At 70.4% G+C, this 22501-nt stretch carries 23 protein-coding genes; 4 read left to right on the top strand and 19 right to left on the bottom strand.

The genetic code is table 11. The features are described 5' to 3' along the window. Window positions 1–9: 9 nt before the first annotated feature. Window positions 10–624 carry a LysE family translocator gene (locus OG738_RS19225; RefSeq protein WP_329055721.1) on the top strand — a complete coding sequence of 205 codons (615 nt, stop codon included), beginning with the start codon at window positions 10–12 and terminating at the stop codon, window positions 622–624. Here OG738_RS19225 and OG738_RS19220 read toward each other — a convergent pair. From OG738_RS19220 to OG738_RS19210, 3 genes are read right to left on the bottom strand one after another with little or no spacing between them, the layout of a single operon-like run. After that, window positions 621–1811: an alpha/beta hydrolase family protein gene (locus OG738_RS19220; protein ID WP_329055719.1), complete on the bottom strand. Its 1191-nt coding sequence runs from the start codon at window positions 1809–1811 to the stop codon at window positions 621–623. The two genes, OG738_RS19225 and OG738_RS19220, sit on opposite strands and share 4 nt — an antisense overlap. Further along, the gene (locus tag OG738_RS19215; RefSeq protein ID WP_329055717.1) at window positions 1808–2626 is read right to left on the bottom strand and encodes an NmrA family NAD(P)-binding protein; all 819 of its coding nucleotides are present in this window, start codon (window positions 2624–2626) and stop codon (window positions 1808–1810) included. Before OG738_RS19215 ends, OG738_RS19220 begins: the two co-directional genes overlap by 4 nt. Then, complete coding sequence (locus OG738_RS19210) at window positions 2619–3044, bottom strand: nuclear transport factor 2 family protein (protein WP_442875910.1); 426 nt, start codon at window positions 3042–3044, stop codon at window positions 2619–2621. The genes OG738_RS19215 and OG738_RS19210 overlap by 8 nt, the downstream gene beginning before the upstream one ends. Window positions 3045–3137: 93 nt before the next feature. On the opposite strand from OG738_RS19210, the gene OG738_RS19205 reads away from it, so the two are divergent. Then, window positions 3138–3731, top strand: a complete 594-nt coding sequence (locus tag OG738_RS19205) for a TetR/AcrR family transcriptional regulator (protein ID WP_329055716.1) — start codon at window positions 3138–3140, stop codon at window positions 3729–3731. Between the two features lies 1 nt (window position 3732). On the opposite strand, the gene murA is transcribed toward OG738_RS19205, so the two are convergent. Further along, window positions 3733–5007, bottom strand: coding sequence for a UDP-N-acetylglucosamine 1-carboxyvinyltransferase (gene murA, locus OG738_RS19200; RefSeq protein ID WP_329055715.1), 1275 nt, complete (start codon window positions 5005–5007; stop codon window positions 3733–3735). Window positions 5008–5068: 61 nt separating this feature from the next. Here murA and OG738_RS19195 point away from each other — a divergent pair, with 61 nt between their 5' ends. Further along, window positions 5069–5644, top strand: a complete 576-nt coding sequence (locus tag OG738_RS19195) for a cob(I)yrinic acid a,c-diamide adenosyltransferase (RefSeq protein WP_329055713.1) — start codon at window positions 5069–5071, stop codon at window positions 5642–5644. Here the strand turns inward: OG738_RS19195 and aroA are convergent. From aroA to OG738_RS19125, 14 genes are all read right to left on the bottom strand, one after another. Continuing rightward, complete coding sequence (gene aroA, locus OG738_RS19190; protein ID WP_329055711.1) at window positions 5641–6879, bottom strand: 3-phosphoshikimate 1-carboxyvinyltransferase; 1239 nt, start codon at window positions 6877–6879, stop codon at window positions 5641–5643. The genes OG738_RS19195 and aroA overlap by 4 nt on opposite strands. 10 nt (window positions 6880–6889) lie before the next feature. Next, window positions 6890–7210: a putative quinol monooxygenase gene (locus OG738_RS19185; protein WP_329055710.1), complete on the bottom strand. Its 321-nt coding sequence runs from the start codon at window positions 7208–7210 to the stop codon at window positions 6890–6892. Between the two features lie 55 nt (window positions 7211–7265). Further along, window positions 7266–7700 carry a DUF2550 domain-containing protein gene (locus tag OG738_RS19180; RefSeq protein WP_329055709.1) on the bottom strand — a complete coding sequence of 145 codons (435 nt, stop codon included), beginning with the start codon at window positions 7698–7700 and terminating at the stop codon, window positions 7266–7268. Between the two features lie 25 nt (window positions 7701–7725). Next, on the bottom strand, window positions 7726–8091 hold the full coding sequence (locus tag OG738_RS19175; protein ID WP_329055708.1) for a F0F1 ATP synthase subunit epsilon: 366 nt from the start codon (window positions 8089–8091) through the stop codon (window positions 7726–7728). Between the two features lie 114 nt (window positions 8092–8205). Next, the gene (gene atpD / locus OG738_RS19170; RefSeq protein WP_329055707.1) at window positions 8206–9633 is read right to left on the bottom strand and encodes a F0F1 ATP synthase subunit beta; all 1428 of its coding nucleotides are present in this window, start codon (window positions 9631–9633) and stop codon (window positions 8206–8208) included. After that, entirely contained in the window at window positions 9633–10577 is a 945-nt protein-coding gene (locus tag OG738_RS19165) for a F0F1 ATP synthase subunit gamma (RefSeq protein ID WP_329055705.1), read from the bottom strand. The genes atpD and OG738_RS19165 overlap by 1 nt, the downstream gene beginning before the upstream one ends. An 11-nt stretch (window positions 10578–10588) precedes the next feature. Further along, the gene (gene atpA / locus OG738_RS19160; RefSeq protein WP_329055704.1) at window positions 10589–12229 is read right to left on the bottom strand and encodes a F0F1 ATP synthase subunit alpha; all 1641 of its coding nucleotides are present in this window, start codon (window positions 12227–12229) and stop codon (window positions 10589–10591) included. 57 nt (window positions 12230–12286) lie between these two features. Beyond that, on the bottom strand, window positions 12287–13114 hold the full coding sequence (locus tag OG738_RS19155; protein ID WP_329055702.1) for a F0F1 ATP synthase subunit delta: 828 nt from the start codon (window positions 13112–13114) through the stop codon (window positions 12287–12289). A gap of 6 nt (window positions 13115–13120) precedes the next feature. After that, window positions 13121–13678: a F0F1 ATP synthase subunit B gene (locus OG738_RS19150; protein WP_329055700.1), complete on the bottom strand. Its 558-nt coding sequence runs from the start codon at window positions 13676–13678 to the stop codon at window positions 13121–13123. 31 nt (window positions 13679–13709) lie between these two features. Next, a complete protein-coding gene (locus tag OG738_RS19145; protein ID WP_329055699.1) occupies window positions 13710–13967 on the bottom strand; it encodes an ATP F0F1 synthase subunit C in 258 nt (85 codons plus the stop codon). A 56-nt stretch (window positions 13968–14023) separates the two neighbouring features. After that, window positions 14024–14824, bottom strand: coding sequence for a F0F1 ATP synthase subunit A (gene atpB / locus OG738_RS19140; protein ID WP_329055697.1), 801 nt, complete (start codon window positions 14822–14824; stop codon window positions 14024–14026). A gap of 543 nt (window positions 14825–15367) precedes the next feature. After that, a complete protein-coding gene (locus OG738_RS19135; protein WP_329055695.1) occupies window positions 15368–15811 on the bottom strand; it encodes a hypothetical protein in 444 nt (147 codons plus the stop codon). A gap of 49 nt (window positions 15812–15860) precedes the next feature. Then, window positions 15861–17018, bottom strand: coding sequence for a glycosyltransferase family 4 protein (locus OG738_RS19130; protein ID WP_329055694.1), 1158 nt, complete (start codon window positions 17016–17018; stop codon window positions 15861–15863). A 74-nt stretch (window positions 17019–17092) separates the two neighbouring features. Continuing rightward, complete coding sequence (locus tag OG738_RS19125; protein WP_329055692.1) at window positions 17093–17743, bottom strand: L-threonylcarbamoyladenylate synthase; 651 nt, start codon at window positions 17741–17743, stop codon at window positions 17093–17095. A gap of 147 nt (window positions 17744–17890) precedes the next feature. Here OG738_RS19125 and OG738_RS19120 point away from each other — a divergent pair, with 147 nt between their 5' ends. Beyond that, window positions 17891–20392 (top strand): hypothetical protein, encoded by a 2502-nt coding sequence (locus OG738_RS19120; RefSeq protein WP_329055690.1) that lies wholly within the window; start codon window positions 17891–17893, stop codon window positions 20390–20392. A 38-nt stretch (window positions 20393–20430) separates the two neighbouring features. On the opposite strand, the gene OG738_RS19115 is transcribed toward OG738_RS19120, so the two are convergent. Continuing rightward, window positions 20431–22404, bottom strand: a complete 1974-nt coding sequence (locus tag OG738_RS19115; RefSeq protein ID WP_329055689.1) for a M6 family metalloprotease domain-containing protein — start codon at window positions 22402–22404, stop codon at window positions 20431–20433. Window positions 22405–22501 lie beyond the last annotated feature (97 nt).

Raw genomic sequence — 22501 nt, 5'->3', positions numbered from 1 at the left:
CCTGGGCCGATGACCTGGGGAACGTACGGCACCTACGTGCTCTTCGTGCTGCTCGTGCTCATCGTGCCGGGGCCGGACACCGCCCTGGTGCTCAAGAACTCTCTTGCCGGCGGCCGGCGCGGCGGGGTCCTGACCGCCCTCGGCATCGGGTCCGGGAACCTCGTCCAGGGCGTCGCCGCCGCGCTCGGGCTCAGCGCCGTCATCGTGCGGTCCGAACCCGTCTTCCTCACCCTGCGCTGGGCCGGGGCCGCCTACCTCGGCTATCTCGGCGTCAAAGCGCTGGTCGCCGCGAAACGCGGGGACTACGCCGCGCTCTCGACGGCGAACCCGGGCGGCGGACGGCGCTGGCGTGAAGGCTTCCTCGGCAACCTCACCAACCCGAAGGTCCTCGTCTTCTACCTCTCGATGCTGCCGCAGTTCCTGACCCGCGACTCGACACTCGCCGAGTCGCTGCTGCTCGCCGCAACCGTCGGGGTGCTCGCCACGCTCTGGCAGCTCGTCATCGTCGCCGGCGTGCACCGCATTCGCGGCTGGCTGCGACGGCGCCGGGTCCGCCGGACTCTGGACGGCGTCACCGGCACCGCGCTGCTCGGCTTCGGGGCGGCGCTGGCCCTCGACGCTTAGAGCGTCCGGTCCAGCCAGTCGTAGATCCGGCCCGACGCGAGCCGCTGGGCGCCGACGTGGCAGTGCGCGTCGGCGCCCTCCTCCGCCGTGAACGTCAGCAGCGTCTTGGGCCCGGTCAGGTGCGCGTACAGCCGGCGAGGCTCGGTTTCCGCGTCGCCGCCGAAGAACAGGTCGTCCGCCGCTTCGCAGACCAGGACCGGGCACGTGATCTTCTCGGCGACGCCGTCTTCGAGCGTGTACTCGAGGTACTTCGCGACGAATTCGCGGTCCGTCGACGCGCCCAGCACGTATCGGCCGTGATCGCACGCCCAGCGCAGCGTCGGACTGGCCTCGCGGCCGGCCGCGAGGATCGCGTCGAACTCCGGGTCTTCCGCGGCATTCGCGCGGCGGACGATCTCTTCGCGCGGCCACGGCAGCATCGACGTCACGGCAGATCCCGCGTCGTACACTCCGTCGACCGCGACCACCGCCGCCAGGCGCGGCTCGAACGCCGCCGCGCGCGGGGCCAGCATGCCGCCGAGACTGACGCCGAGCAGCGCCACGCGCGCCGGGTCCACGCCGTCGAGCCCCAGCGCGAAGTCCACCACCGGCGTCACGACGTGCTCCCAGTCCGGCCGGAACACGAGCTTCTCGCGCCGGACCGCGCTGGGCTGGCCCGGGCCGTCGAACGTCAGCACGTGGTAGCCGCGCTCGGCGCCGCCCGCCGCGCCCAGGTAGTGGCATTCCTCGGCACTGCCGTCGAACCCGTTGTGCATGATCAGCAACGGCTTCGGGCCATCGCCCGGCGCGCGGTAGAGGTAGCCCTGCAGAACTGTTCCCTCGTAGGGGATTTCGACCGGTTCCGCGATGCCCGCGCGCCGAAAGCACTCGACGCTGCGATCGTACGCCGACGCGATGCGCGGGTCCGCCGGGTCGCCGTGGAGGAAGAACTCCGACGAGAAGTAGTACGTCGACGCGCGCAGCAGCAGGTCCCGCGCGGTGACCGGGCCCGCGTCGGCGGCTTCGGCGTAGAGCCGGTCGGCCAGCGCGCGGTAGGCGTCGTGCCAGCTGTCGTAGTCGCCGGCCGTCACGGTCGACGCGGCGGCGAGCACCTCGCCGAAGTCCGAGCCGCCGTAGGACGCGTGGCCGAACAGGCGCAGCGTCTCGAACCAGAACTGCGGGTCCTCGGGGAACATGATCTGCTTCATCGGACTTCCTCCTCGGCGAACGTGCGGAACGAGCGGGCCGGCCGGCCGGTGACCTCTTCGACGGCCGGGGTGACGCGGTCTTCGGCGCCGCGCCGGATGTCCTCGTCGAGCGCGGCGAGCACCGCGGCGAAGGACTCGGGGATGCCGGACGCGGTCAGCCACGCGGCGAACTCGGCAGTGCTCACCGCGCGGTGCCTTACCGGACGGCCGGTGCGGGCGGCGACGATCGACGCGGCTTCGGCGTAGCTCAAGGCCGACGGGCCGGTCAGAACGTGTTCGGTGTTGTGCGGTCCGGGATCGGTCAGCGCGCGGACGGCGACCGCCGCGATGTCACCGGCGTCGACGAACGCGACTCGCGCGTCCCCGGTGGCGGTGACGATCTCGCCGTCCCGGACCCCCTGGGCGACCAGGTGCTCGCCGGTGAAGTTCTGCATGAACCACGACGGCTTCAACACGGCCCACTCCGGCGCCGCGCGCACCAGCCGCTGCAGGTCACCGAGCCCGGGCGTGTCCGCCGTGACGGCCGACGAGCTGAGCAGGACGACCCGCCGGACACCCGCGGCCAGCGCGTCGTCCAGGAAGGGCTCGACCAGCCGCGCGGGCGAGACTTCGCCGATGGGCGGCAGCAGGTACATCGCGGAGACGTCGTGCAGCGCACCGGCGTAAGTAGACCGGTCGGTCCAGTCGAACCGGACCTGACCGGGCTCGCCCGGCTTGCGCGTGGCCGCCCGCACCGGCACTCCGGCCTCACGCAGGCCCGCGACGACCCGGCGTCCGGTGGTGCCGGTACCGCCGAGGACCAGGACGTCACCCACCGAAGGCCGCCGTCAGCTCTTCGACGCCGCCGAGGATCTCGGCCGCGGCGAGCGGGCTCCAGTAGTCGCGGTAGTGGCGGATTTCGCCGTCCTCGACGGTGATCACCGCGATGTACGACAGCTCGTACGGCTTCCCCGAAGCCACCACGATCCCGGCGACCGTGAACTCGGCGACGACCACGGCCGGATCGGTCGTCTCGTGCACGGTCTTGGCGACGACCTCGCGGATGTCCAGCAGGTTCGGGTAGTCGCGCAGGTACTCGGTGATCGCGTCGCGCCCTTCGACGCGCTTCGGGTAGCCCGGGCCGGCGAACGGGAACTCGAGGACGCCGTCCTCGGCCCAGAGCCCGGCGAACCCGGCCATGTCGTGCTTCATCAGCAGGTCGATCCCCTGATCGACGAAGTCTCGCAGCCCCATCGGAGCCTCCTTGAACGTTTGGACGATACGGTACCGTCCCGACGTCAGGATAGACGGGACGGTACCGTCTCGTCCACCCGCTAGACTGCGCCCATGGCACGCACCCCGACCGGCGCCGCGGTCCTCCAGCCCGAGGTCACGCAGGCGATCACCGAAGCCGTCATGTGGGAACTCGCCGAACAGGGCTACGGGCGGCTGTCGATGGAAGCCGTGGCGAAACGCGCCGGCGTCGGCAAGAGCGCCCTGTACCGGCGGTGGGCGTCGAAGGACCACATGATCGCGTCCGTGGTGACGGACTTCAGCGTGACCCGCGCGGCGGCGGCCGACACCGGCTCCCTGCGCGGAGACCTGCGCGAAACGATGCAGGCCCTGATCGACTGGCTCACGCACCCGCTGTTCTCGCGCATCCTGCCCGACCTGGTCGCGGAGGACGCGCGCAATCCGGACCACGGCCGCGGCTTGCGCGAGGCCATCGGCGGCCCCCGCCGCGAGGTCGGCGAGGTGATGCTGCGCCGCGCGATGACCCGCGGCGAGCTACCGGAGGACCTGGACATGGAACTGGCGCTCGACGTCCTGGCGGCGCCGATCTACTGGCGCCTGGTGGTCCGCATGGCCCCGGCGGAGCCGGACTACGTCGACCGGCTGGTGGAGTACGCCCTGCGCGCGCTCGGCGCGCAGGGCGCCTGAGTCACGCCCGGTCGGGCTCGCCGGCGACGCGCTTGATGTTCGCGCCCAGGCGGTTGAGGTTCTCGACGAAGTGCGGGTAGCCGCGGTCGATGTGGAAGACGTCCCAGACCTCGGTGACGCCGTCCGCGCACAGTCCCGCCAGCACCAGGCCGGCGCCCGCGCGGATGTCGGACGCCCAGACCGGCGCGCTCGACAGCCTCTCGACGCCGCGGACCACCGCGTGGTGACCGTCCGTGCGCGCGTCGCCGGACAGTCGGATCATCTCCTCGATGAACCGGAACCGCGCCTCGTAGACGTTTTCGGTGATCATCGACGTGCCTTCGGACACGGCGGAAAGTGCCACCGCGAACGGCTGCAGGTCGGTCGCGAAACCGGGGTACGGCAGCGTGACCCAGTCGACCGCCTTCGGGCGTTCCGGCTGGACCACGCGGAAGCCCTTGTCGCCGAACGTCTCGACGTCCGCGCCGGCCAGCTGCAGCTTGTTCAGCACCAGGTCGAGGTGGTGCGGGTTGACGCCGCGGACGGTGATGTCGCCGCGGGTCATCGACGCCGCGAACGCCCAGGTCGCGCCGACGATCCGGTCGCCGATCACGCTGTGCTGGGTCGGGTGCAGCTGCTCCACGCCGTGCACGGTCAGCGTCGACGTCCCGGCGCCGTCGATCTTCGCGCCCATCTCGGTGAGCATCGTGCAGATGTCGACGATCTCGGGCTCGCGCGCGCAGTTGTCGATGACCGTGGTGCCCTCGGCGAGGACGGCCGCCATCAGGATGTTCTCGGTCGCGCCGACGCTCGGGAAGTCCAGCCAGATCTGCGCGCCGACCAGCGTCTCGGCCTTCGCGACGACGCAGCCGTGCTCGATCGTGCTCGTCGCGCCCAGCTTGCGCAGGCCGTTCTGGTGCATGTCCAGCGGGCGCGAGCCGATCGCGTCGCCGCCCGGCAGCGCCACGACGGCCTGCTTCAGCCGCCCGACCAGCGGCCCCAGCACGCAGACGGACGCGCGCAGCTTGCCCATCGCCGCCGAGTCCGCGCGGTGCGACAGCTCGGCGGGCGTCGTGATGGTGGCGGTGTCGCCCTCGATGACGACCTCGCAGCCGACGCTCCGCAGCACGTCGCCCATCAGCGGGACGTCCAGGATCTGCGGGCAGTTCGTGATGGTCGTGGTGCCCTCGGCCAGCAGGGCCGCGGCCATCAGCTTCAGCACGCTGTTCTTGGCGCCGACCACGTCGACCTCGCCGACCAGCCGGGCTCCGCCATGCACGTCGAAGTGCTCGCTCATGGCCGCCAATCATGCCCTCTCGCCCGGATTCGGCCCGGGCGGGGGCCGCTATGGTGGGTTCATGGTCGTTCGCATCAACCGCGTCTACACGAAGGTCGGCGACAACGGCACGACCGCGCTCGGCGACGGGTCCCGCGTGCCGAAGACGTCCCCGCGCCTGGGCGCGTACGCGGACACCGACGAGACGAACTCGGTGCTGGGCCTGGCGATCGCGATGGGCGGACTGCCGGCCGAAATCGCGGACGTGCTGCGTGTGGTGCAGAACGACCTCTTCGACGTCGGCGCCGACCTGTGCCTGCCCATTTCCGACGACCCGCCGTACCCGCCGCTGCGGATCACGGAAAAGTACGTCGAACGGCTCGAGGGCTGGTGCGACGAGTTCAACGAGCGCCTGCCGAAGCTGACGTCGTTCATCCTGCCGGGCGGAACGCCGGGAGCGGCCTTCCTGCACCAGGCCAGGACGGTGTCGCGGCGCGCCGAGCGAAGCGCCTGGGCCCTGTACGAAGCCGAGCCGGAGACGACGAACCCGGTGGCACTGAAGTACCTGAACCGGCTGTCGGACCTGCTGTTCATCCTCGCCCGGCTGGCCAACCCCGAGGGTGACGTGCTGTGGCAGCCGGGCGGGCAGCCCTCCTAGATCCCCCAGCTCTCCCGCAGCGCCCCCAGCGCCTGGTGGAAGCCGGGGAACGTCTTCTTCACGCACTCCGGGTCGTCGAGCGTGATCCCCGGAGTCAGCAGACCCGTGATGCTGAACGCCATCGCGATCCGGTGGTCGCGGCGGCACTTGACCAGCGCACCGGTCGGCGTGCCCGGTCGGATCTCGATCCAGTCGCGGCCGGTCTCGACCGCGACACCGAGGGCGCGCAGGTTCTCTTCGCACGCGTCGAGGCGGTCGCACTCCTTGATGCGCGTGTTGTAGACGTCCTCGATGCGCACCGGGCCCGAGGCGAACGGCGCGATCGCCGCCAGCGTCGGGACCGTGTCGGAGATGTCGCGCATGTTCACCGTGACCCCGCGCAGGCCGTCCGAGGGCCCCGCGACCGTCACCGAATCCTCGGTCAGCTCGACGTGCGCGCCCATCCGCTCCAGCACGTCGGCGAAGCGCACGTCGCCCTGGAGGGCGGCCGAACCCAGGCCCGGGATGGTCACCGTGCGGCCGGTGACCGCCGCCGCGGCCAGGAAGTAGCTCGCCGTCGACGCGTCCGGCTCCACCGGGTATTCGCACGCCTGGTATGGCTGGGGCGGGACCACAAACGTCTGGCCTTCGCGGCGGACGTCGACGCCGAAGCGCCGCATCATCTCCAGCGTGATCTCGACGTACGGCACCGACACGAGGTCCGTCACCGTGATCCGCAGCCCCTCCGCGGTCAGCGGCCCGACCAGCAGCAACGCCGTCAGGAACTGCGACGACAACCCCGCGTCCAGGGTCAGCGAACCGCCCTTGATGCCGTTCGCGCGGACCGTGAGGGGGTGGTGGCCCGGCTCACCCTCGAAGCTCAGGTCGACGCCCAGCTCCTGCAGCGCGTCGGTCAGCGGGCCGAGCGGGCGGCGGCGCATCTGGGCGGAGGCGTCGAAGCGGAACGTCCCGGTGCCGGCCGCGGCGAGCGCGGGCAGGAAGCGGGCCGTCGTGGCGCCGTCCCGGCAGAACACGTCCGCTTCGGAGACGCCCGGGCCCGACGGGCGGCCCTCGATCGTCCACGCGCCCGGCTGCCGGTCGACGCGGTAGCCGAGCTTGACGAGGCCCTCGGCGAAGCCCTCGGTGTCGTCCGAATGCAGGGGACGGCCGAGGGTCGTGGTGCCGCGCGCGGCGGCGGCCAGGAACAGGCCTCGGGCGGTGACGGACTTGGAGCCGGGGATCTCGACGAGGGTCACCCCCGCGAGTTTAGTGCGGCGCGATCTCGGCCATCGGGCCCCAGTCGGCGGCGTCCTGGACGTTGATGATCCGCGGGTTGTCGGAGATGTACTCGCCGAGCGTCGCGACGGCTGTCTTGAAGTGCTCGGAACTGACGTGCGCGACGGCCGCGTCCTGGCCCTCGAAGCCCTCGACCAGCACGTACGTGTTCTTGTCGTCGATGCTGCGGGACCACTCGAAGAACTTGTTGCCCGCTTCGCCCCGGGTGCCCTTCGTGAAGTCCGCGACGATGTCCGGCCACGAGTCCGCGTACTCCGGCTTCACCGGCCACTTGACCACGATGAGAATCATGGCCTCCACAGTAAGCCCGCGAAGCGCCGCCGGACGTCTCGGAATGAGACAGCCGTCAGGACGCGCGCGGGAGGCGTCGCCCGGGCGGGGCGGACTCGAGCCACGAAAGAAAGCCCGTGAGCGCACCCGGACCCATCGCGATCTCGATCGCTTCCTGGGTCTCCGACTCGCAGCGCAGCACGGTCGAGCCCTCGGGAACGGCGTAGGCCTCGGTCCCGGACGGGTCGCGCCGGTCGGCGATCTGCATGCTTTCGCGCTGGAAGACGCGGTCCGGGCCGGTCCGCAGGCTCCACACGCGGTACCAGACGAACTCGTCGCCCTCGTAGCGACCCAGCCCGAGGTGCCAGCTGGACCGCGCGGCGTCCGGACGCCACCGCAGCGCGACGCTCACGCCGCCGCCGCGGCGCATCCGGATCCACCGCTGGCCGTACCAGGCGACCAGCACCGCGAGCACGATCAGGAGCCCTGCTACCACCACGGTGATCTCCACGGCCCGGCTCCTGCCCGTCTCTCGCTCAGGCCGACTGACCTGCCGCGCGGAGCTGGGCCGTGGCCCTCGTCCGCTCGGTCTCGTCATCGGCGCTGAGTGCCGCCTTGGCCGCGTCGACGTCGATTTCGTCGGACAGCTCGGCGCTCTCGGCGAGGATGCTCACCCCGGTGCCGGTCACGGAGAGGAATCCGCCGTGTACGGCCGCGCAGACCGTCTCGCCCTCGGTGGTCGTCACCTTGACCACACCACCCTCGACGAGCTGCCCGAGCACGGGTTCGTGGCCGGCCATGATGCCGATCTCGCCCTCGGTGGTCTGGGCCACCACGAAAGTGGCGGTACCCGACCAGAGACGGCGCTCGACGGCCACCAGCTCCACGGACATCTCAGCCACGTAGCACTCCTTCGCTCGGGGTGTTACCACCGAGTGTAATAGGTCTGACTCGAGCTACGAGAACGGCGGGGGCTCGAGTCCACAATGGACACCGCCCCCGCCGCCTTCGGGAACTCACTTCTTGGTGATTTCCTTGTACTTCTTCTCGAGGTCCTCGAGGCCACCGATACCCAGGAACGCCTGCTCCGGGTAGTGGTCGAAGTCACCCTTGGCGATGCGGTCGAACGACTCGATGGTCTCCGACAGCGGCACCGTCGAGCCCGGGATCTGCGTGAACGCCTCGGCGACCAGCATGTTCTGCGACAGGAACCGCTCGATGCGGCGCGCGCGCTGAACGGTGAGCTTGTCCTCTTCCGAGAGCTCGTCCATGCCGAGGATCGCGATGATGTCCTGCAGTTCCTTGTACTTCTGCAGGATCCGGATGACCTCGGACGCGACGCGGTAGTGGTCCTCGCCGACGATGGCCGGGTCGAGGATCGTCGACGTCGACGCCAGCGGGTCCACCGCCGGGAAGATGCCCTTCTGGAAGACACCACGCGAGAGCTCGGTGGTGGCGTCCAGGTGGGCGAACGTCGCGGCGGGGGCCGGGTCGGTGTAGTCGTCCGCGGGGACGTAGATCGCCTGCATCGAGGTGATCGACCGGCCTCGGGTCGAGGTGATCCGCTCCTGCAGCTGGCCCATCTCGTCGGCCAGCGTCGGCTGGTAGCCCACGGCCGAGGGCATGCGGCCCAGCAGGGTCGACACCTCGGAACCGGCCTGGGTGAACCGGAAGATGTTGTCGATGAACAGCAGCACGTCCTGGTTCTGGACGTCGCGGAAGTACTCCGCCATGGTCAGCGCGGACAGCGCGACGCGCATCCGCGTGCCCGGCGGCTCGTCCATCTGGCCGAACACGAGGGCGGTGTCGTTGATGACGCCGTCTTCGCTCATCTCCAGGAAGAGGTCGTTGCCCTCACGGGTGCGCTCGCCGACCCCGGCGAACACCGACGTACCACCGAAGTTCCGGGCGACGCGGGTGATCATCTCCTTGATGAGCACCGTCTTGCCCACGCCGGCCCCGCCGAACAGGCCGATCTTGCCACCCTGGACGTACGGGGTGAGCAGGTCGACGACCTTCAGGCCGGTCTCCAGCATCTCCGTCTTGCCCTCGAGCTGGTCGAAGGACGGCGGGTTGCGGTGGATGCCCCAGCGCTCGAGGTCGTCGCCGTAGCCGGGCTCGTCGAGGCACTCGCCGAGCGCGTTGTAGACGTGGCCCTTGACCTTGTCGCCCACCGGCACGGTGATCGGGCCGCCGGTGTCGGTGACCTCGGCGCCCCGGACGAGACCGTCCTGCGGCTGCAGCGAAATGGTGCGGACGAGGTTGTCGCCCAGGTGGCTGGCGACCTCGAGGGTCACCGTCTTGCGCAGCTGCTCGAACTCGATGTCGACCTTGAGCGCGTTGAACTGGTCGGGCACGGAACCGCGCGGGAACTCGACGTCGACGACCGGACCGGTCACCGACACGATGCGCCCCTTGGCGCGCGGGGCTTCAGTACTGGTCATCAATCATCACTTCCTGCTGCGGTGAGCGCGTTCGCGCCACCGACGATTTCGGAGATCTCCTGGGTGATCTGCGCCTGGCGGGCCTGGTTCATCTCCCGGGTCAGGTTGCCGACCAGCTCGTTCGCGTTGTCCGACGCGGCCTTCATCGCCGTCCGGCGGGCGGCCAGCTCGGACGCCGCGGACTCGAGCAGCGCCGCGTAGAGCCGCGTGTTGATGTACTTCGGCAGGAGGGCGTCCAGCAGCTTGTCGGCACTCGGCTCGAACTCGTAGCTGGGGAGCAGCTCGCCCGCGGGCTTCTGCTCCTCCTCGCCGTCGGTGTACTCGACCTCCAGCGGCGCGACGCGCTTGGCGACCGGCCGCTGGGTCAGCATCGACACGAACTCGGTGTAGACGATGTGGATCTCGTCGACACCCGTGAGGCCGTCGGCGTTGCCATGCGCGTCGTCCGCGCCCCGCATGAACGACTCGACCAGCGCCTCGCCGGCGGCGACCGCGTTGGCGTAGGCCGGCTGGTCGGAGAAGCCCGTCCAGCTGTCGACGACGTCGCGGTCGCGGAACCGGTAGTAGTTCAGCCCCTTGTTGCCGGTGACGTAGACCTCGGGCTCCTTGCCCTCCGAACGGAGGAGGGCGAGCAGCTCTTCGGTCGCGCGCAGCACGTTGGAGTTGTAGCCACCGCACTGGCCCTTGTCACTGGTCACGACCAGGACGGCGGCCCGCGTCGGGTTCGGGCGCTCGACCAGCATGGGGTGGTCGAGGTTGGCCGCCGCACCGGCCAGCGCCGAGAGCACCTTGGTGATCTCGTCGGCGTACGGCCGGGAAGCGGCGACCTTCGCCCGCGCCTTGGTGATGCGCGCGGTGGCGATGAGCTCCATCGCCTTGGTGATCTTGCCGATCGACTTGGTCGCCTTGATGCGCGACCGGAGTTCCCGGAGTTGTGCGGCCATGAGCTATCAGCTCACTTCTTCGGGGCGGGCTTGTTGACCTTGACGGTCTCGTGCCCGACCTTGTCGGCGTCCATCGCGTCGGCGTCCGCCTCGACCAGGGGCTTGCCCTCGGCCGTGGTGAACTCCTTCTTGAACTCGTTCACCGCGTCGACGACGGCTTCGCGGGTCTCCTGCGGGAACTTGCCCGACTCGCGGATGCCGTCGAGCAGGTCCGCGTGCTTGCGGCGGGCCGAGTCGAGGAACTCGTGGTTGAAGCGGCGGACGTCCTCGGTCGGGACCGAGTCGTAGTGGCCGTTCGTGCCCAGGTACACGGTGAGCACCTGCTCCTCGACCGGGATCGGCGAGTACTGCGGCTGCTTGAGCACCTCGTACAGCCGGGCACCGCGCTCGAGCTGCGCCTTCGAGGCGTCGTCGAGGTCCGAGGCGAAGGCGGCGAACGCCTCCAGCTCGCGGTACTGCGAAAGGTCGATCCGGAGCGAGCCCGCGACGTCCTTCATCGCCTTGACCTGCGCGGCACCACCCACGCGGGACACCGAGATGCCCACGTCGATGGCCGGGCGCTGGCCGGCGTTGAACAGGTCCGACTGGAAGAAGCACTGGCCGTCGGTGATCGAGATGACGTTCGTCGGGATGTAGGCCGACACGTCGTTGGCCTTCGTCTCGATGATCGGCAGCCCGGTCAGCGAGCCGGCACCCAGCTCGTCCGACAGCTTCGCGCAGCGCTCCAGCAGGCGGGAGTGCAAGTAGAAGACGTCGCCGGGGAACGCCTCGCGGCCCGGCGGGCGGCGCAGCAGCAGCGAGATCGCGCGGTAGGCGTCGGCCTGCTTGGTCAGGTCGTCGAACACGATGAGGACGTGCTTGCCCTCGTACATCCAGTGCTGGCCGATGGCCGAGCCGGTGTACGGCGCGATCCACTTGAAGCCGGCGGAGTCCGACGCCGGGGCGGCGACGATGGTGGTGTACTCCATCGCGCCCGAGTCCTCGAGGGACTTCTTGACCGCGGCGATCGTGGAGCCCTTCTGGCCGATCGCGACGTAGATGCAGCGGACCTGCTTCTGCGGGTCGCCGGTCTCCCAGTTGGCCTTCTGGTTGATGATCGTGTCCACGGCGACGGCGGTCTTGCCCGTCTTGCGGTCACCGATGATCAGCTGGCGCTGGCCGCGGCCGATCGGGGTCATCGCGTCGATGGCGGTGATGCCGGTCTGCAGCGGCTCCGACACCGGCTGGCGCTCGACGACCGAAGCGGCCTTCAGCTCCAGCGCGCGGCGGTCGGAGGTCTCGATGTCGCCGAGGCCGTCGATGGCCTGGCCCAGCGGGTTGACGACGCGGCCGAGGTAGCCGTCGCCGACCGGCACCGAGAGGACCTGGCCGGTGCGCTTGACCTGCTGGCCTTCTTCGATGGTCTCGAAGTCGCCGAGGATCGCGACACCGATGGACCGCGCGTCCAGGTTCAGTGCGACACCCAGGATGCCGCCGGGGAACTCGAGCAGCTCGTTGGCCATGGCCGAGGGCAGGCCCTCGACGTGGGCGATGCCGTCACCGGCGTCCACCACGGTGCCAACTTCTTCCCGGCTCACGTCCGGGGCGTAACTCGAGACGTAGTTCTCGATCGCGCTACGGATCTCATCCGAGGAGATCGTCAGCTCGGCCATGTCTTTCCCGCTCTCGCTTCGTTCTTGCCAGTATGCAAAGTCTTGTGTGACCGGGGGCTATGCCCGGGCCAGCCGCCTGCGCAGCGCCGCCAGCTGACCCGCCGCGCTCCCGTCGATGACCTCGTCACCGACGCGGACGACGAGGCCGCCGCCGAGCCGCGGGTCGACCTCGACGTGCAGCGCGATCGGCCGCCCGTAGAGGTCGTCGAGCTTCGCGCCCAGCTGGGCGGTCTGCTCGTCGGTCAGGGCGTTCGCGCTGGTCACGTAGGCGACCGAGCGTTCACGGCGTTCCGCGGCCAGCTTGACCAGCTTGTCGAGCCCGATGCCGACGCCGCGGCCCTTGGCCCGGCGCACGACCTGCTCGACGAGGGTCTCGGTGACCACGTCCACCTTGTCGGCGAACAGCCCGCGCACGAGGGTGCGCTTGGCGTCGGCGGGACCGGCCAGGTCGGAGAGCGCGGTCTCCAGCTCCGGGGCGCCGGCCACGATCCGCGCGACCTGGAAGAGCTGGGACTCGACGGTGTCGACGTTCCCGGTCTTCTCGGCCGCGGTGAGCAGCGCCGACCGGCCGAGCTCCTCGAGCCCGTCGGTCAGCTCGCGGGGGCTGGACCAGCGGCTGCCCGCCACGGCGTCGAGCACCTTGAGGGCCGGCTCGGAGAGCTTGCCGTCGAACAGCCGGCGCACCAGCTCGGTGCGCGCCTCCGGCGTCGCCGAAGCGTCGCTCACCGCCCGGCGCAGGCCGATCTCGCGGTCCAGCAGGTCGACGACCGAGAGCAGCTCGTCGCCGACCGAGGAGGACACTGTCGCGTCGGCGTCGGCCAGAACCTCGCCGAGGCGTTCCTCGGCGAGGCTGAGCGCTTCACGGCTCGCAGCATGCAGCGTCATCTGGGTCTACTTCCCCGCTCCACCAGCGGCACCGGCGGTCTCCAGCTCCGCGAGGAACCGGTCGACGGTGCCACGACGGCGCGCCTCGTCTTCGAGCGACTCACCGACGATGCGGCTGGCCAGCTCCACGGCGTTGCGGCCCATGTCGGCCCGCAGCTCGGCGATGATCTGCGCCTTCTGCGCCTGCAGCTGGGCCTGCCCCTGGGCGACGATGCGCTGGGACTCGGCCTCCGCCTCGGCCCGCAGTTCCGCCTTGATCTGCTCGGCTTCGAGCCGGGCGTCGTCGCGGATCTTCGCGGCCTCGGTACGGGCCTCCTGAAGCTGCGCCCGGTACTTGGCGAGCGCGTCCTCGGCCTCGGCCTGGGCCTTTTCCGCCTTCTCGATGCCGCCTTCGATCATCTGGGCACGCTCTTCGTACGCCGCTTCGAACCGCGGAACGACGTACTTCCTGAGGACGAGCAGCAGGATGAGGAAGGACACGAGCCCGAGGATGACCTCGGGAATGTGCGGGATGATCGGGTTGGGCGCCGCTTCGGCGGCCAACACCAGGTCCGTCTTCAGCACAACGTCTCCTTAAGCGATGAGCTAACCGAACTCAGGCGGCGGAGGCGATGAAGTAGATGACGATGCCGATCAGGGCGAGCACCTCGGTCAGGACGAAGGTCGAGAAGCCGATGCCCTGCAGCTTGCCCTGCGCCTCCGGCTGACGCGCGGTGCCGTTGATGACGGCGGCGAAGATCAGACCCACACCGATACCGGGGCCGATCGCACCGAGGCCGTAACCGATGGCGGCGAGACCCGGGTTGATGTTGACAGCCTGCGCGGCGGCCTCGGCCAGAACGATGTTGCTCACGTGCGTTTCCCTTCACTTCGGTCCACGCGCTCGCGTGGATCGGGGGCTTGTGTTTCTCAGTGCTCCGACGCCAGCGCGGCGCCGATGTACCCGGCCGACAGCAGGGCGAAGATGAAGGCCTGCAGCACCTGGATGAAGGCCTCGAGGAAGGTCATCAGGATGGCGAAGAGGAACGCCACCGGCGAAACCAGCTTCAGCCCGAAGCCGTTGGTCTCCGTCAGCAGGAAGCTGCCGCCGAGCGTGAACACCATGATGATGAGGTGCCCGGCGAACATCGCGGCGAAGACACGAATGGCGAGCGTGGCCGGCGCGATGAAGAACTTCTGCGCGAACTCGATGCTCGAGTAGAGCGGCAGCACGAAACCGGGGATGCCCGGCGGCGCCAGTTCCTTCTTCAGGTAGTGCCCGAAGCCGTGGCGCTTGATCCCGACGTAGTGGTACACCGGGTAAACGACCAGGACGGACAGCGCCAGCGGGAACCCGATCCGCGCCATCGTCGGGAACTGGAAGAACGGGATGATCCCGAACAGGTTGTTCACCAGCACGAAGACGAACAGGCCGAGGATCAGCGGGATGAACGGCTTGAAGTCCTTCGAACCGATCTGTTCCCGCGCGATGTTGTTGCGGCCGAAGTTGTAGATCGACTCGGCGACGAACTGTCCCTTGCCGGGGACGACCTTCAGCTTCCGGGTCGCCAGCATGAAGTAGGCGACGATGATGACCACGGAGATCACCACGAGCAGCATCGGCTTGGTGAAGCTGCCCCAGTACCCGGAGCCGAAAAGAGGCGGCAGGTTGAAGTCCGCCACACCGGGGGGCGTGAAAGTGCCACCCTCGGTCAGTACCAGCGCGCCCACTGGGCTCCTTCCGGTTCTCCCGGCCGGCGTTCACTCCGCCGGGGGAATCGTCACGATCTGGACTTAACGTACCCGATACGTATCGGGACGCCGGAGGCGGCTACCCCACAGTTCGCAGAACACACCTTCACGTTCTGCACACGGGGTTGTCTCGCGTGAACACTGCCCTGCGGTCTACTTCGGACCAGCGGCGGAGAGGCGGAACTACACGGTCGCCACACTGCTGATCGCGGTTCGTCTTAGGGAGCGTGCGGCCGAGGCCGCCACCCTTGACGCGGACCATACCAGCAGGTCAATCAGTGCCGTACACGCGTACTCCATACCCACCGATCAGCCCAGGACCTAAGTCCCGGGTCCTCTAGGGACCCAGGTCCGGACCCGGGCGGGACCGGCTCGGCAACGGTGCAGGCGACGGGTCCCGGGCAGGTTTCCGCGGGCGCACGAAGGCGCACTTTTGTGGCACCGGTCACACTCGGGCGGCCGCAGCCGAGCTCACCGTGAGTAACGGAAGTCCCCGGCAAAACGGACCGGCGTCAGGAGGCCTCAGGAAGGGATGATCGTCGGGATCTTGGTCTTGCGGAAGGCGGCGAACTCGGCCGCGGCGGCCAGCAGGATGGCGACGATCATCGTGATGCCGAGCGAAAGCGGGTGCAGCGCGGTGACGCCCTTCAGCAGCGTCAGGGCCCCGAACAGCAGGACGACCTTCACGACGTACCCGCCGAGCGCGATGACCATGACGAACATCGGGTCCTGGCCGGCGCTGAACTTCATCAGGCCGAGCGTGGACAGCGACGCCAGCATGGCGAGCACGCCGCCGACGAGCGAGCCGAGGAAGCCGGGCATGCCCTTCAGGATGCTGAAGAGCACGATGCAGACGATCACCGCGGGCGGCGTGACGAGCAGCGAAGCCTTCGTCATCGCGCGGGCGGCCTGCAGCACCACCTTGGCGTGCGGGTTCTCCTGCGCTTCGGTTTCGGTCTCGCTCACGGCTGGCTCCCTGCTCGGTTCAGCACCCGAGTGTAGAGAACGCGGCCGGTCAGGTTCCCGGCTGGTTGCGCGAGCGCAGCCGCGGGACGATCGAGACCACCACCGCGAACACCAGGCCGACCCCGATGATCCACAGCGCCGCGGCGTCGTCGAACAGGGTCACCGAGACCGCTCCGAACGCCAGGATCCCCGCCCACAAGTAGATCAGCAGCACCGCGCGGCGCTGGGAATGGCCGATCTCCAGCAGCCGGTGGTGCAGGTGCATCTTGTCGGCCGCGAACGGGCTTTCGCCGCGGCGGGTGCGGCGGACGACCGCCATGATCAGGTCCAGCAGCGGCACGAACAGCACCGCCGCCACGACGACCAGCGGCGACAGCAGCGCGATCGCGTCCTTGCCGCTGAACTGCGGGTACGGCACGCGCCCGGACGCCGACGTCGTGGCGCCCGCGAGCATCAGGCCGATCATCATCGAGCCCGAGTCGCCCATGAAGATCTTCGCGGGCTGGAAGTTGTACGGCAGGAACCCCAGGCACGCGCCGGCGAGCGTCGCCGCGATCAGCGCCGGCGGGTAGGTGCCGACGTCGCCGCCGGAGCTGTCCAGCAGACCGAGCGAGAACGCGCACGTCGCCGCCGCCGCGATGAAGCCGAGGCCGCCGGCCAAGCCGTCGAGGCCGTCGACGAAGTTCATCGCGTTGACCATCACCACGACCATCACGACGGTGAGCAGCGCGCCCTGGTTCTTGTCGAGCACCAGCACCGAGCCGAACGAGTCGCCGCTGCCGCCCCACGGCACCCAGAACGAGACCCACTGCACGCCGAAGATGACCAGGATCCCGGCGCACATGACCTGGCCGGCCAGCTTCGTCCAGGCGTCCAGCTCGAACCGGTCGTCGAGCGCGCCGATCAGCGAGATCACCCCGGCCGCGAGCAGCACGCCGACCGAGTCGAACGACGCGTCGAAGCCGTGCGACAGCGCGGGCAGCTGGTGGGCCAGGCCCATCGCGCCGGCGACGCCGAGGAAGATGCCGATCCCGCCCATCCGCGGGATCGGGGCGACGTGGACGTCGCGCGCCCGCGGGTTGGCGATCGCGCCGACGCGGATCGCGATCCGGCGCACGACGCCGGTGAGGAGGTACGTCACGGCCGTCGCGGTCAGCGCGACGAGGATGTATTCCCGGATGGGGAGAAGACCGGATGTGGGCGGCACGGGTGCGTCACGCTCGCGGGGTCGGGGTCACCCGCGACACGCTATCGTGCCGCGGTCGTCGAGGTGATCCGGCTTCAGGCCAACGATTCCGCGGGCACACCGAGCACCTCCGCGATGGCTTCCTTGCCCACGGCGCCTTCCCGCAGCACCACCGGCTCGGTGCCGGTGAGGTCGACGATGCTCGACGCGACGGGCTCGCCGCTCGACCCGCCGTCGAGGTACACCGCGACCGAGTCGCCGAGCTGTTCCTGCGCCTCCTGCGCGGTGCTGGCCGGCGGCCGGCCCGAGACGTTCGCGCTCGACACGGCCATCGGGCCGACGTCGCGCAGCAGCTCCAGGGCCACCGGGTGCAGCGGCATCCGCAGCATCACCGTGCCGCGGGCGTCGCCGAGGTTCCACTGCAGGCTCGGCGCGTGCGGGAGCACGATGGACAGGTCGCCCGGCCAGAAGGCTTCGATGAGCGCGCGCGCCTGCGGGGGCACGCCGAGCACCAGGCCGTCCACAGTGGACCACGAGCCGACGAGCACGCCGACCGGCATGTCGGGGCCGCGGTTCTTCGCGCGCAGCAGCGCCTGGACGGCGCCCGCGTCGAACGCGTCGGCGCCGATGCCGTAGACCGTGTCGGTCGGCAGGACGACCAGCCTGCTCGACCGGACCGCGCCCGCGGCCGCCGCCAGTCCGTCGGCCCGGGACTCCCGCTTGCTGCAGTCGTAGACCACGCTCATGGGGTGAGCCTAGCGCCGCCCGTGCGAGGCCCCCGTTACACCCGGGAGGTCACGGCTTGCCCACGAACCGGGCACCCGGTTGAGCCGTCCCGGCGAACTTGATCGACGGACACCGGTTTCCCCCGGGCACCGACCTACCTTGGGCCGATGAGGCTGCCGAGACCGATCCGGTACGCGCTGGCCGGGCTGCTCGCCGCGGCACCGGTGGTCATCGCGGTCGTGTCCGGGACCCTGCAGCCCACCCGGCAGGTCGTCCTTCCGCCGCTGACCCCGTACTCCACCGCGCAGGACGCCGCTATCGCGGCCGGAGCGTCGCTGTCCCGCGTCGCGGACGTGACCGTGACCTTCCGCACCAGCCTGCGGGGCATCGAAGCGCACACCGACTACGTCATCACGGTCCCCCGGACCGATCCGCTCGTCGCGGCCGTCGGCAGCGGCGTCGTCGGCGGTGCGGCACTGGCCCACATGGTGGCCGGTGGCCCGGCGGACGGCACCTACGCCGCGCCGGTCGTCGAGTACGGCCCCACCGGGCTCAACGCGCGACTGCTCGTGTCGAGCCGTCCGGTGCAGGTGCGCGCCCAGGTGCTGGTCGAGAAGTCGGATCACGACCGGACCGGCCAGGTCGCACTCCGGACGCTGAACGTGCGCGCGGACGGCGTCGCGATCACCCAGGTGCGCTCCGGCGGCGACGAACCGACGATGGTGAACCGCCAAGCACTGACGTTCACCGGCCGCGTGCAGGACGCGCTGTACGTCTCGGTCGGCGTCGACCCGTCGGCGGCGGAGGCGTCCGAGGCGACGAACGTGCTGTCGCTGACGCGCGGGCCGGTCCTCTGGCACGTCGCGATGGCGGTGCCCTGGCTGATCCTCCTGGTGGCGGGCGCTCGCTCAGAGCATCCGTTGCGGCGCCCGCTGCGGCGGGGCGCGGCGCTGTACCTCACGGCGGTGCCGGTCCTGGCGTCGGTGCTGTTGTGGACCCAGCAGTCGGCTGCGGTGCCGGACGTCCGCCGGGCGCTGCGGGACGTGGTGCTCGCCCTGGTCGTCGTCGTCGCGCCGGTGCTCACCGCCGGCTGGTGCCGGTGGACGACCGGCAAGCCCGCGTTCGCCGGTGGCCTCCGCCGCTACCTGCCGGTGCTCGCGGTGGTGCTGACCGCCGCGGGCATCGCGGTCGCGCGGCCGACGTGGTACGGCGCGCTGCCGATGCTCGGCGGGGCGGTGGTCGCGGGCCTGCTCCTGGCACCGGCGGCGCGCCTGGTCCGGCGTCGTGACCTGGACGTCCTCGCCGCGCTGCTCGGCTTCTCGCTCGTCCCCGGCGCGGTCGTCCTGGACTTCCTGTTCGAGCAGGCGCAGCTGGACTACGGCACGGTGGCAGCGCTCGGCATCGGCCTGCTGCTGACCCCGGTGCCGGTCGCGCTGGTGCCGCTGCTGTTCCCGCGGCACCGCAAACTCGGGTACGCGGGGGCTGTGGTCCTCGGCGTGCTCCTGATCGCGCCGCTCGTGACGCTGCTTCGCGATCCGCCACGCGGCCTGATGAGCGTCCCCGCCCTCGGCCAGCCGATGAGCATCGGCGTCGGTGCCGCGACGGTGCTGCTGCTGACCCTGCTCGTGCTGCTGATCGTCCAGCTGTACCGGCTCTCGGCGGACCCGGGCCTCTACGCCGAGCCGCTGACCCGGGCGGCCGGGATCGCGGTCGCGGTGATCGCGGCGATCCCGGCTTACCTGACGCTGCTCGGCCCGGCGGTGGCGGCGCTGTCGCTGGTGGTGACGCTGCAGTGGCTCGTCCCGCGGTCCCGGACCGCGCCGGGCATGCGCCTGGCCGGGATCTCGGTGGCCGAGCACCGCGATCTCGTGCGGAGCGTGCTGTGGCAGCGCTTCGTCGACCGAATCGGCGTGGCGATCGTCCGCGCCGCGCCGGAACGGGCGGCCAAGGAGGCGACCTCGTCCGCAAGCCTGAGGGCCGTGTGGGACGAAACGGTGGGCCGGTCGCCATCGCCGCCGGAGGTTTCGCCGGGAACCGAGGCGTTCGGGTCCGGGGGCGGATTCTCGCCGAGGCGGAACCTGCTCTTCGGCGCCGCCGCGGCGGCCGTGCTGGCGCTGCCGGTGATGACCTACGAGGGCTGGCTGATCTTCTTCGGCGCCGACGTGGAACTCGGCCGGATGACGACGGCGACCCAGGTGCAGCAGCTCGTCCGGCTGCTGCGCTGGGTGGCGTACGGCGGGCTGTTCGGCCTGTTCTACCCGGTCGTGCGAGGCGATCGGCCGACGGTGAAGGCCGGTTTCCTGCTGCTGGCGCTGCTGCCGTCGGAACTGCTGGCGATGGCGACCGCGCCGTACTCGCCGGCGCAGACGGTGTGGGTGGCCCTGGCCATCCGGACCGGGCAGGTGACCGTGCTGTCGATCGGCCTCGGCCTGCTTTGGGAACGCCGGCTGGCGCTCGCGGCCGGGCTGCAGTGGGGTCACGTCCGGGACTTCCGCAGCTTCGCTTCCCTGATCACTCCGGTGACGACCATCGCCGTGGCCGCCGCGACGACGATCGCCACGGCGGTGGCGGGCGCGGCGGTCGGCGTCCTGTTGAAGCCGACTCCCGCGGACTCGACGACCCCGCCCGGAGGTGGGGCGCCGACGTCCGCCGTGCACGAGCCGCCGTGACCGGCCGGGCCCCGCCGAGGCGGCCCGGCCGGACACGGTCAGAAGCCGAACGCCGCGCAGCTCGCCGTCGCGGTCTTCGATGGGTCGCTCACCGACGTCGCCGTCAGCTTCACTCGCGCCGCGAGGTCACCGCCCGCGCCGCGCTTCGCGTACGCCGGCACCTTCACGTGGCCGCCGAACTTCGCCGTCGCCAGCTCGTTCGGCAGCCGGACCTCCCAGCCCTTCGCGTCGGTCGAGACGCTCAGCCGGTAGGTGTCGCTGTCGTACGGCGCCTGCGCGCCCTTCGCCGAGCCCGTGTTGAGCAGGCCGAAGTCGCAGGTCGCGAGCCCGCCGCGGGCGAACGCGGGCAGCGCCGGGGTCAGCGCGGCGCCGCGTGCCTGGCTGCCCGAGCCGTCCAGCGAGGCCACCGTCACCGTGTACGACAGGATGCCCGTGCGGTCCCGGGCCAGGTCCGTGATCAGGAACTTCAGCCGGTTCACCTCGTCGGTGTACTCGTACGGGCTCGCCGCCTCGGTGCCCGCCTTGAAGAGGGCGTCGTCGAGCTGCCGGTAGTCGCCGACGGTGATCTTGACCGGCGTGCCGTCCGGCTTGGTGTAGTCGGTGATGCCGATGTCCTGCGGGTTCGCGTCGATCACCCAGTCGAAGGGGGCGTTGTCCTGGTTCTTCGTCTTGGTGATCAGGACCCCGGAGTCGGGGGCGAAGGAGTCCGAACCCATCCGGTCGACGACCTCGACGGTGTAGTTGTCGTAGCCGCCGCCGTCGCAGAAGGGGTCCTTGGCGCGGTCGCACTTCGGGCTCTTGTCGCCGCCGGTGAGCTTGATGTTCAGGCCGGTGAACGCGCCGGGCTGCGCCTCGGTTTCGCGCGCGGTGATGCGCGCCGTCACCGGGCCGGTCTTCGCCAGGTCGTTCCGGTCGAGCTGCAGCACGTCCGCCGGGTCGACGATGCCGAGCTTCAGCTTGTTGCGCAGCTGGTGCTGGGCGCCCATCGAGCTGCCCTGCGTCGCCGGGATCTGCCAGCGCGTGTGCGGGCCGCCGGGCCCGTTGAACGTCCCGCGCGACAGCATGTCCCACGGCCCGCTGTAGCTGCGCGAAGGCGGGACGCCGAACGGGTTGTTGTAGTTGTCGCCGATGCCCAGGATGTGGCTGAACTCGTGGGCGTAGGTCGACTGGCCCGAGCTTTCGGCCTGCACCGAGCTGCCGTCCGCGGCGTTCGGCCAGATGCCGGCGGCCGACTTCCACGACGTCCACGGCACGTACCGCGTCGCCGCGTAGTTGGGCAGGTCGTGGTTCGGCGGCCCGAACGCGTCAGGCACGTTCTCCTTGGTGCCGAACTTCATCTCGCCGAACTCCTGCCAGGTCGAGCTCTCGTCCTGGCCCGCGGAGAGGTAGAAGACGAAGTCGAACCGGTTCGCGGCGTCACCGACGTCGGCGCGCCAGGCGGCACCGGCGTCCTTGCGGATGTCGCGGGTGCAGTTCGCACCCGGCGGGCACGCGCTCGGCTGGAACTCCATGCCGTACTCGTAGGACTGCCCGGGCATCCGGTACGGCCCGAACGCCGTCAGCTGCACGCCGAAGCGGCCGCCGGAGTCCTCCATCCAGTACTCGTTGATGGTGTGCCCGTTGTTGAGCGCCTCGGGCTTGTTGAGGAAGTCCTGGTAGTACTGCGCGACGTTCGCCCGCGGGATGTTCGCGGCGGTCGGCGCGGGGTTGCCGAACACCGTCGAGTTCGCCGGCTTCGTGACGACGAAGTCCTCGTCCGGGTAGTCGGCGAGGACGACCGCGCCCTGGAAGGTCCGCTGGGTCGGCTTGACGCTCGGGTCGGCCCAGTTCGTCCCGGGCACCTTCGTGTAGTCGGACCAGGTCATGTGGTCCTGGTTCTCCCAGTGGGCGGCGTCGATCGGGGCGGGCCAGCCACGGGTGAGCGGCTCGGCGGCGGCGGTGCCGGCGCCGAGCCCGCTGAGGACGGTGACCGCGGCGAGCAGGGCGAGCGCTTTCGGGGTGCTGGGGCGCATCTGCGGCTCCTTCACTGGGAACCCACGGGGAGGTGGTTCCCGGTGATCGACCGTATTGAGCCGCCGTGCCGGAATTCTGCCGCGGCAGGAGGTTTAC

This window comes from Amycolatopsis sp. NBC_01488, assembly GCF_036227105.1.
Taxonomy (GTDB): domain Bacteria; phylum Actinomycetota; class Actinomycetes; order Mycobacteriales; family Pseudonocardiaceae; genus Amycolatopsis.
The sequence above is the reverse complement of the archived record's forward strand: the minus strand, read 5'-3'. Positions and strand labels throughout refer to the sequence as shown.

Excerpts from the sequence above, each read along its gene's own strand:
- OG738_RS19225 (WP_329055721.1), top strand. The coding sequence starts at position 10 with ATGACCTGGGGAACGTACGGCACCTACGTGCTCTTCGTGCTGCTCGTG.
- OG738_RS19220 (WP_329055719.1), bottom strand. The coding sequence starts at position 1,811 with ATGAAGCAGATCATGTTCCCCGAGGACCCGCAGTTCTGGTTCGAGACG.
- OG738_RS19210 (WP_442875910.1), bottom strand. The coding sequence starts at position 3,044 with ATGGGGCTGCGAGACTTCGTCGATCAGGGGATCGACCTGCTGATGAAG.
- OG738_RS19205 (WP_329055716.1), top strand. The coding sequence starts at position 3,138 with ATGGCACGCACCCCGACCGGCGCCGCGGTCCTCCAGCCCGAGGTCACG.
- murA (WP_329055715.1), bottom strand. The coding sequence starts at position 5,007 with ATGAGCGAGCACTTCGACGTGCATGGCGGAGCCCGGCTGGTCGGCGAG.
- OG738_RS19195 (WP_329055713.1), top strand. The coding sequence starts at position 5,069 with ATGGTCGTTCGCATCAACCGCGTCTACACGAAGGTCGGCGACAACGGC.
- OG738_RS19185 (WP_329055710.1), bottom strand. The coding sequence starts at position 7,210 with ATGATTCTCATCGTGGTCAAGTGGCCGGTGAAGCCGGAGTACGCGGAC.
- atpD (WP_329055707.1), bottom strand. The coding sequence starts at position 9,633 with ATGACCAGTACTGAAGCCCCGCGCGCCAAGGGGCGCATCGTGTCGGTG.
- OG738_RS19165 (WP_329055705.1), bottom strand. The coding sequence starts at position 10,577 with ATGGCCGCACAACTCCGGGAACTCCGGTCGCGCATCAAGGCGACCAAG.
- atpA (WP_329055704.1), bottom strand. The coding sequence starts at position 12,229 with ATGGCCGAGCTGACGATCTCCTCGGATGAGATCCGTAGCGCGATCGAG.
- OG738_RS19155 (WP_329055702.1), bottom strand. The coding sequence starts at position 13,114 with ATGACGCTGCATGCTGCGAGCCGTGAAGCGCTCAGCCTCGCCGAGGAA.
- OG738_RS19125 (WP_329055692.1), bottom strand. The coding sequence starts at position 17,743 with ATGAGCGTGGTCTACGACTGCAGCAAGCGGGAGTCCCGGGCCGACGGA.
- OG738_RS19120 (WP_329055690.1), top strand. The coding sequence starts at position 17,891 with ATGAGGCTGCCGAGACCGATCCGGTACGCGCTGGCCGGGCTGCTCGCC.
- OG738_RS19115 (WP_329055689.1), bottom strand. The coding sequence starts at position 22,404 with ATGCGCCCCAGCACCCCGAAAGCGCTCGCCCTGCTCGCCGCGGTCACC.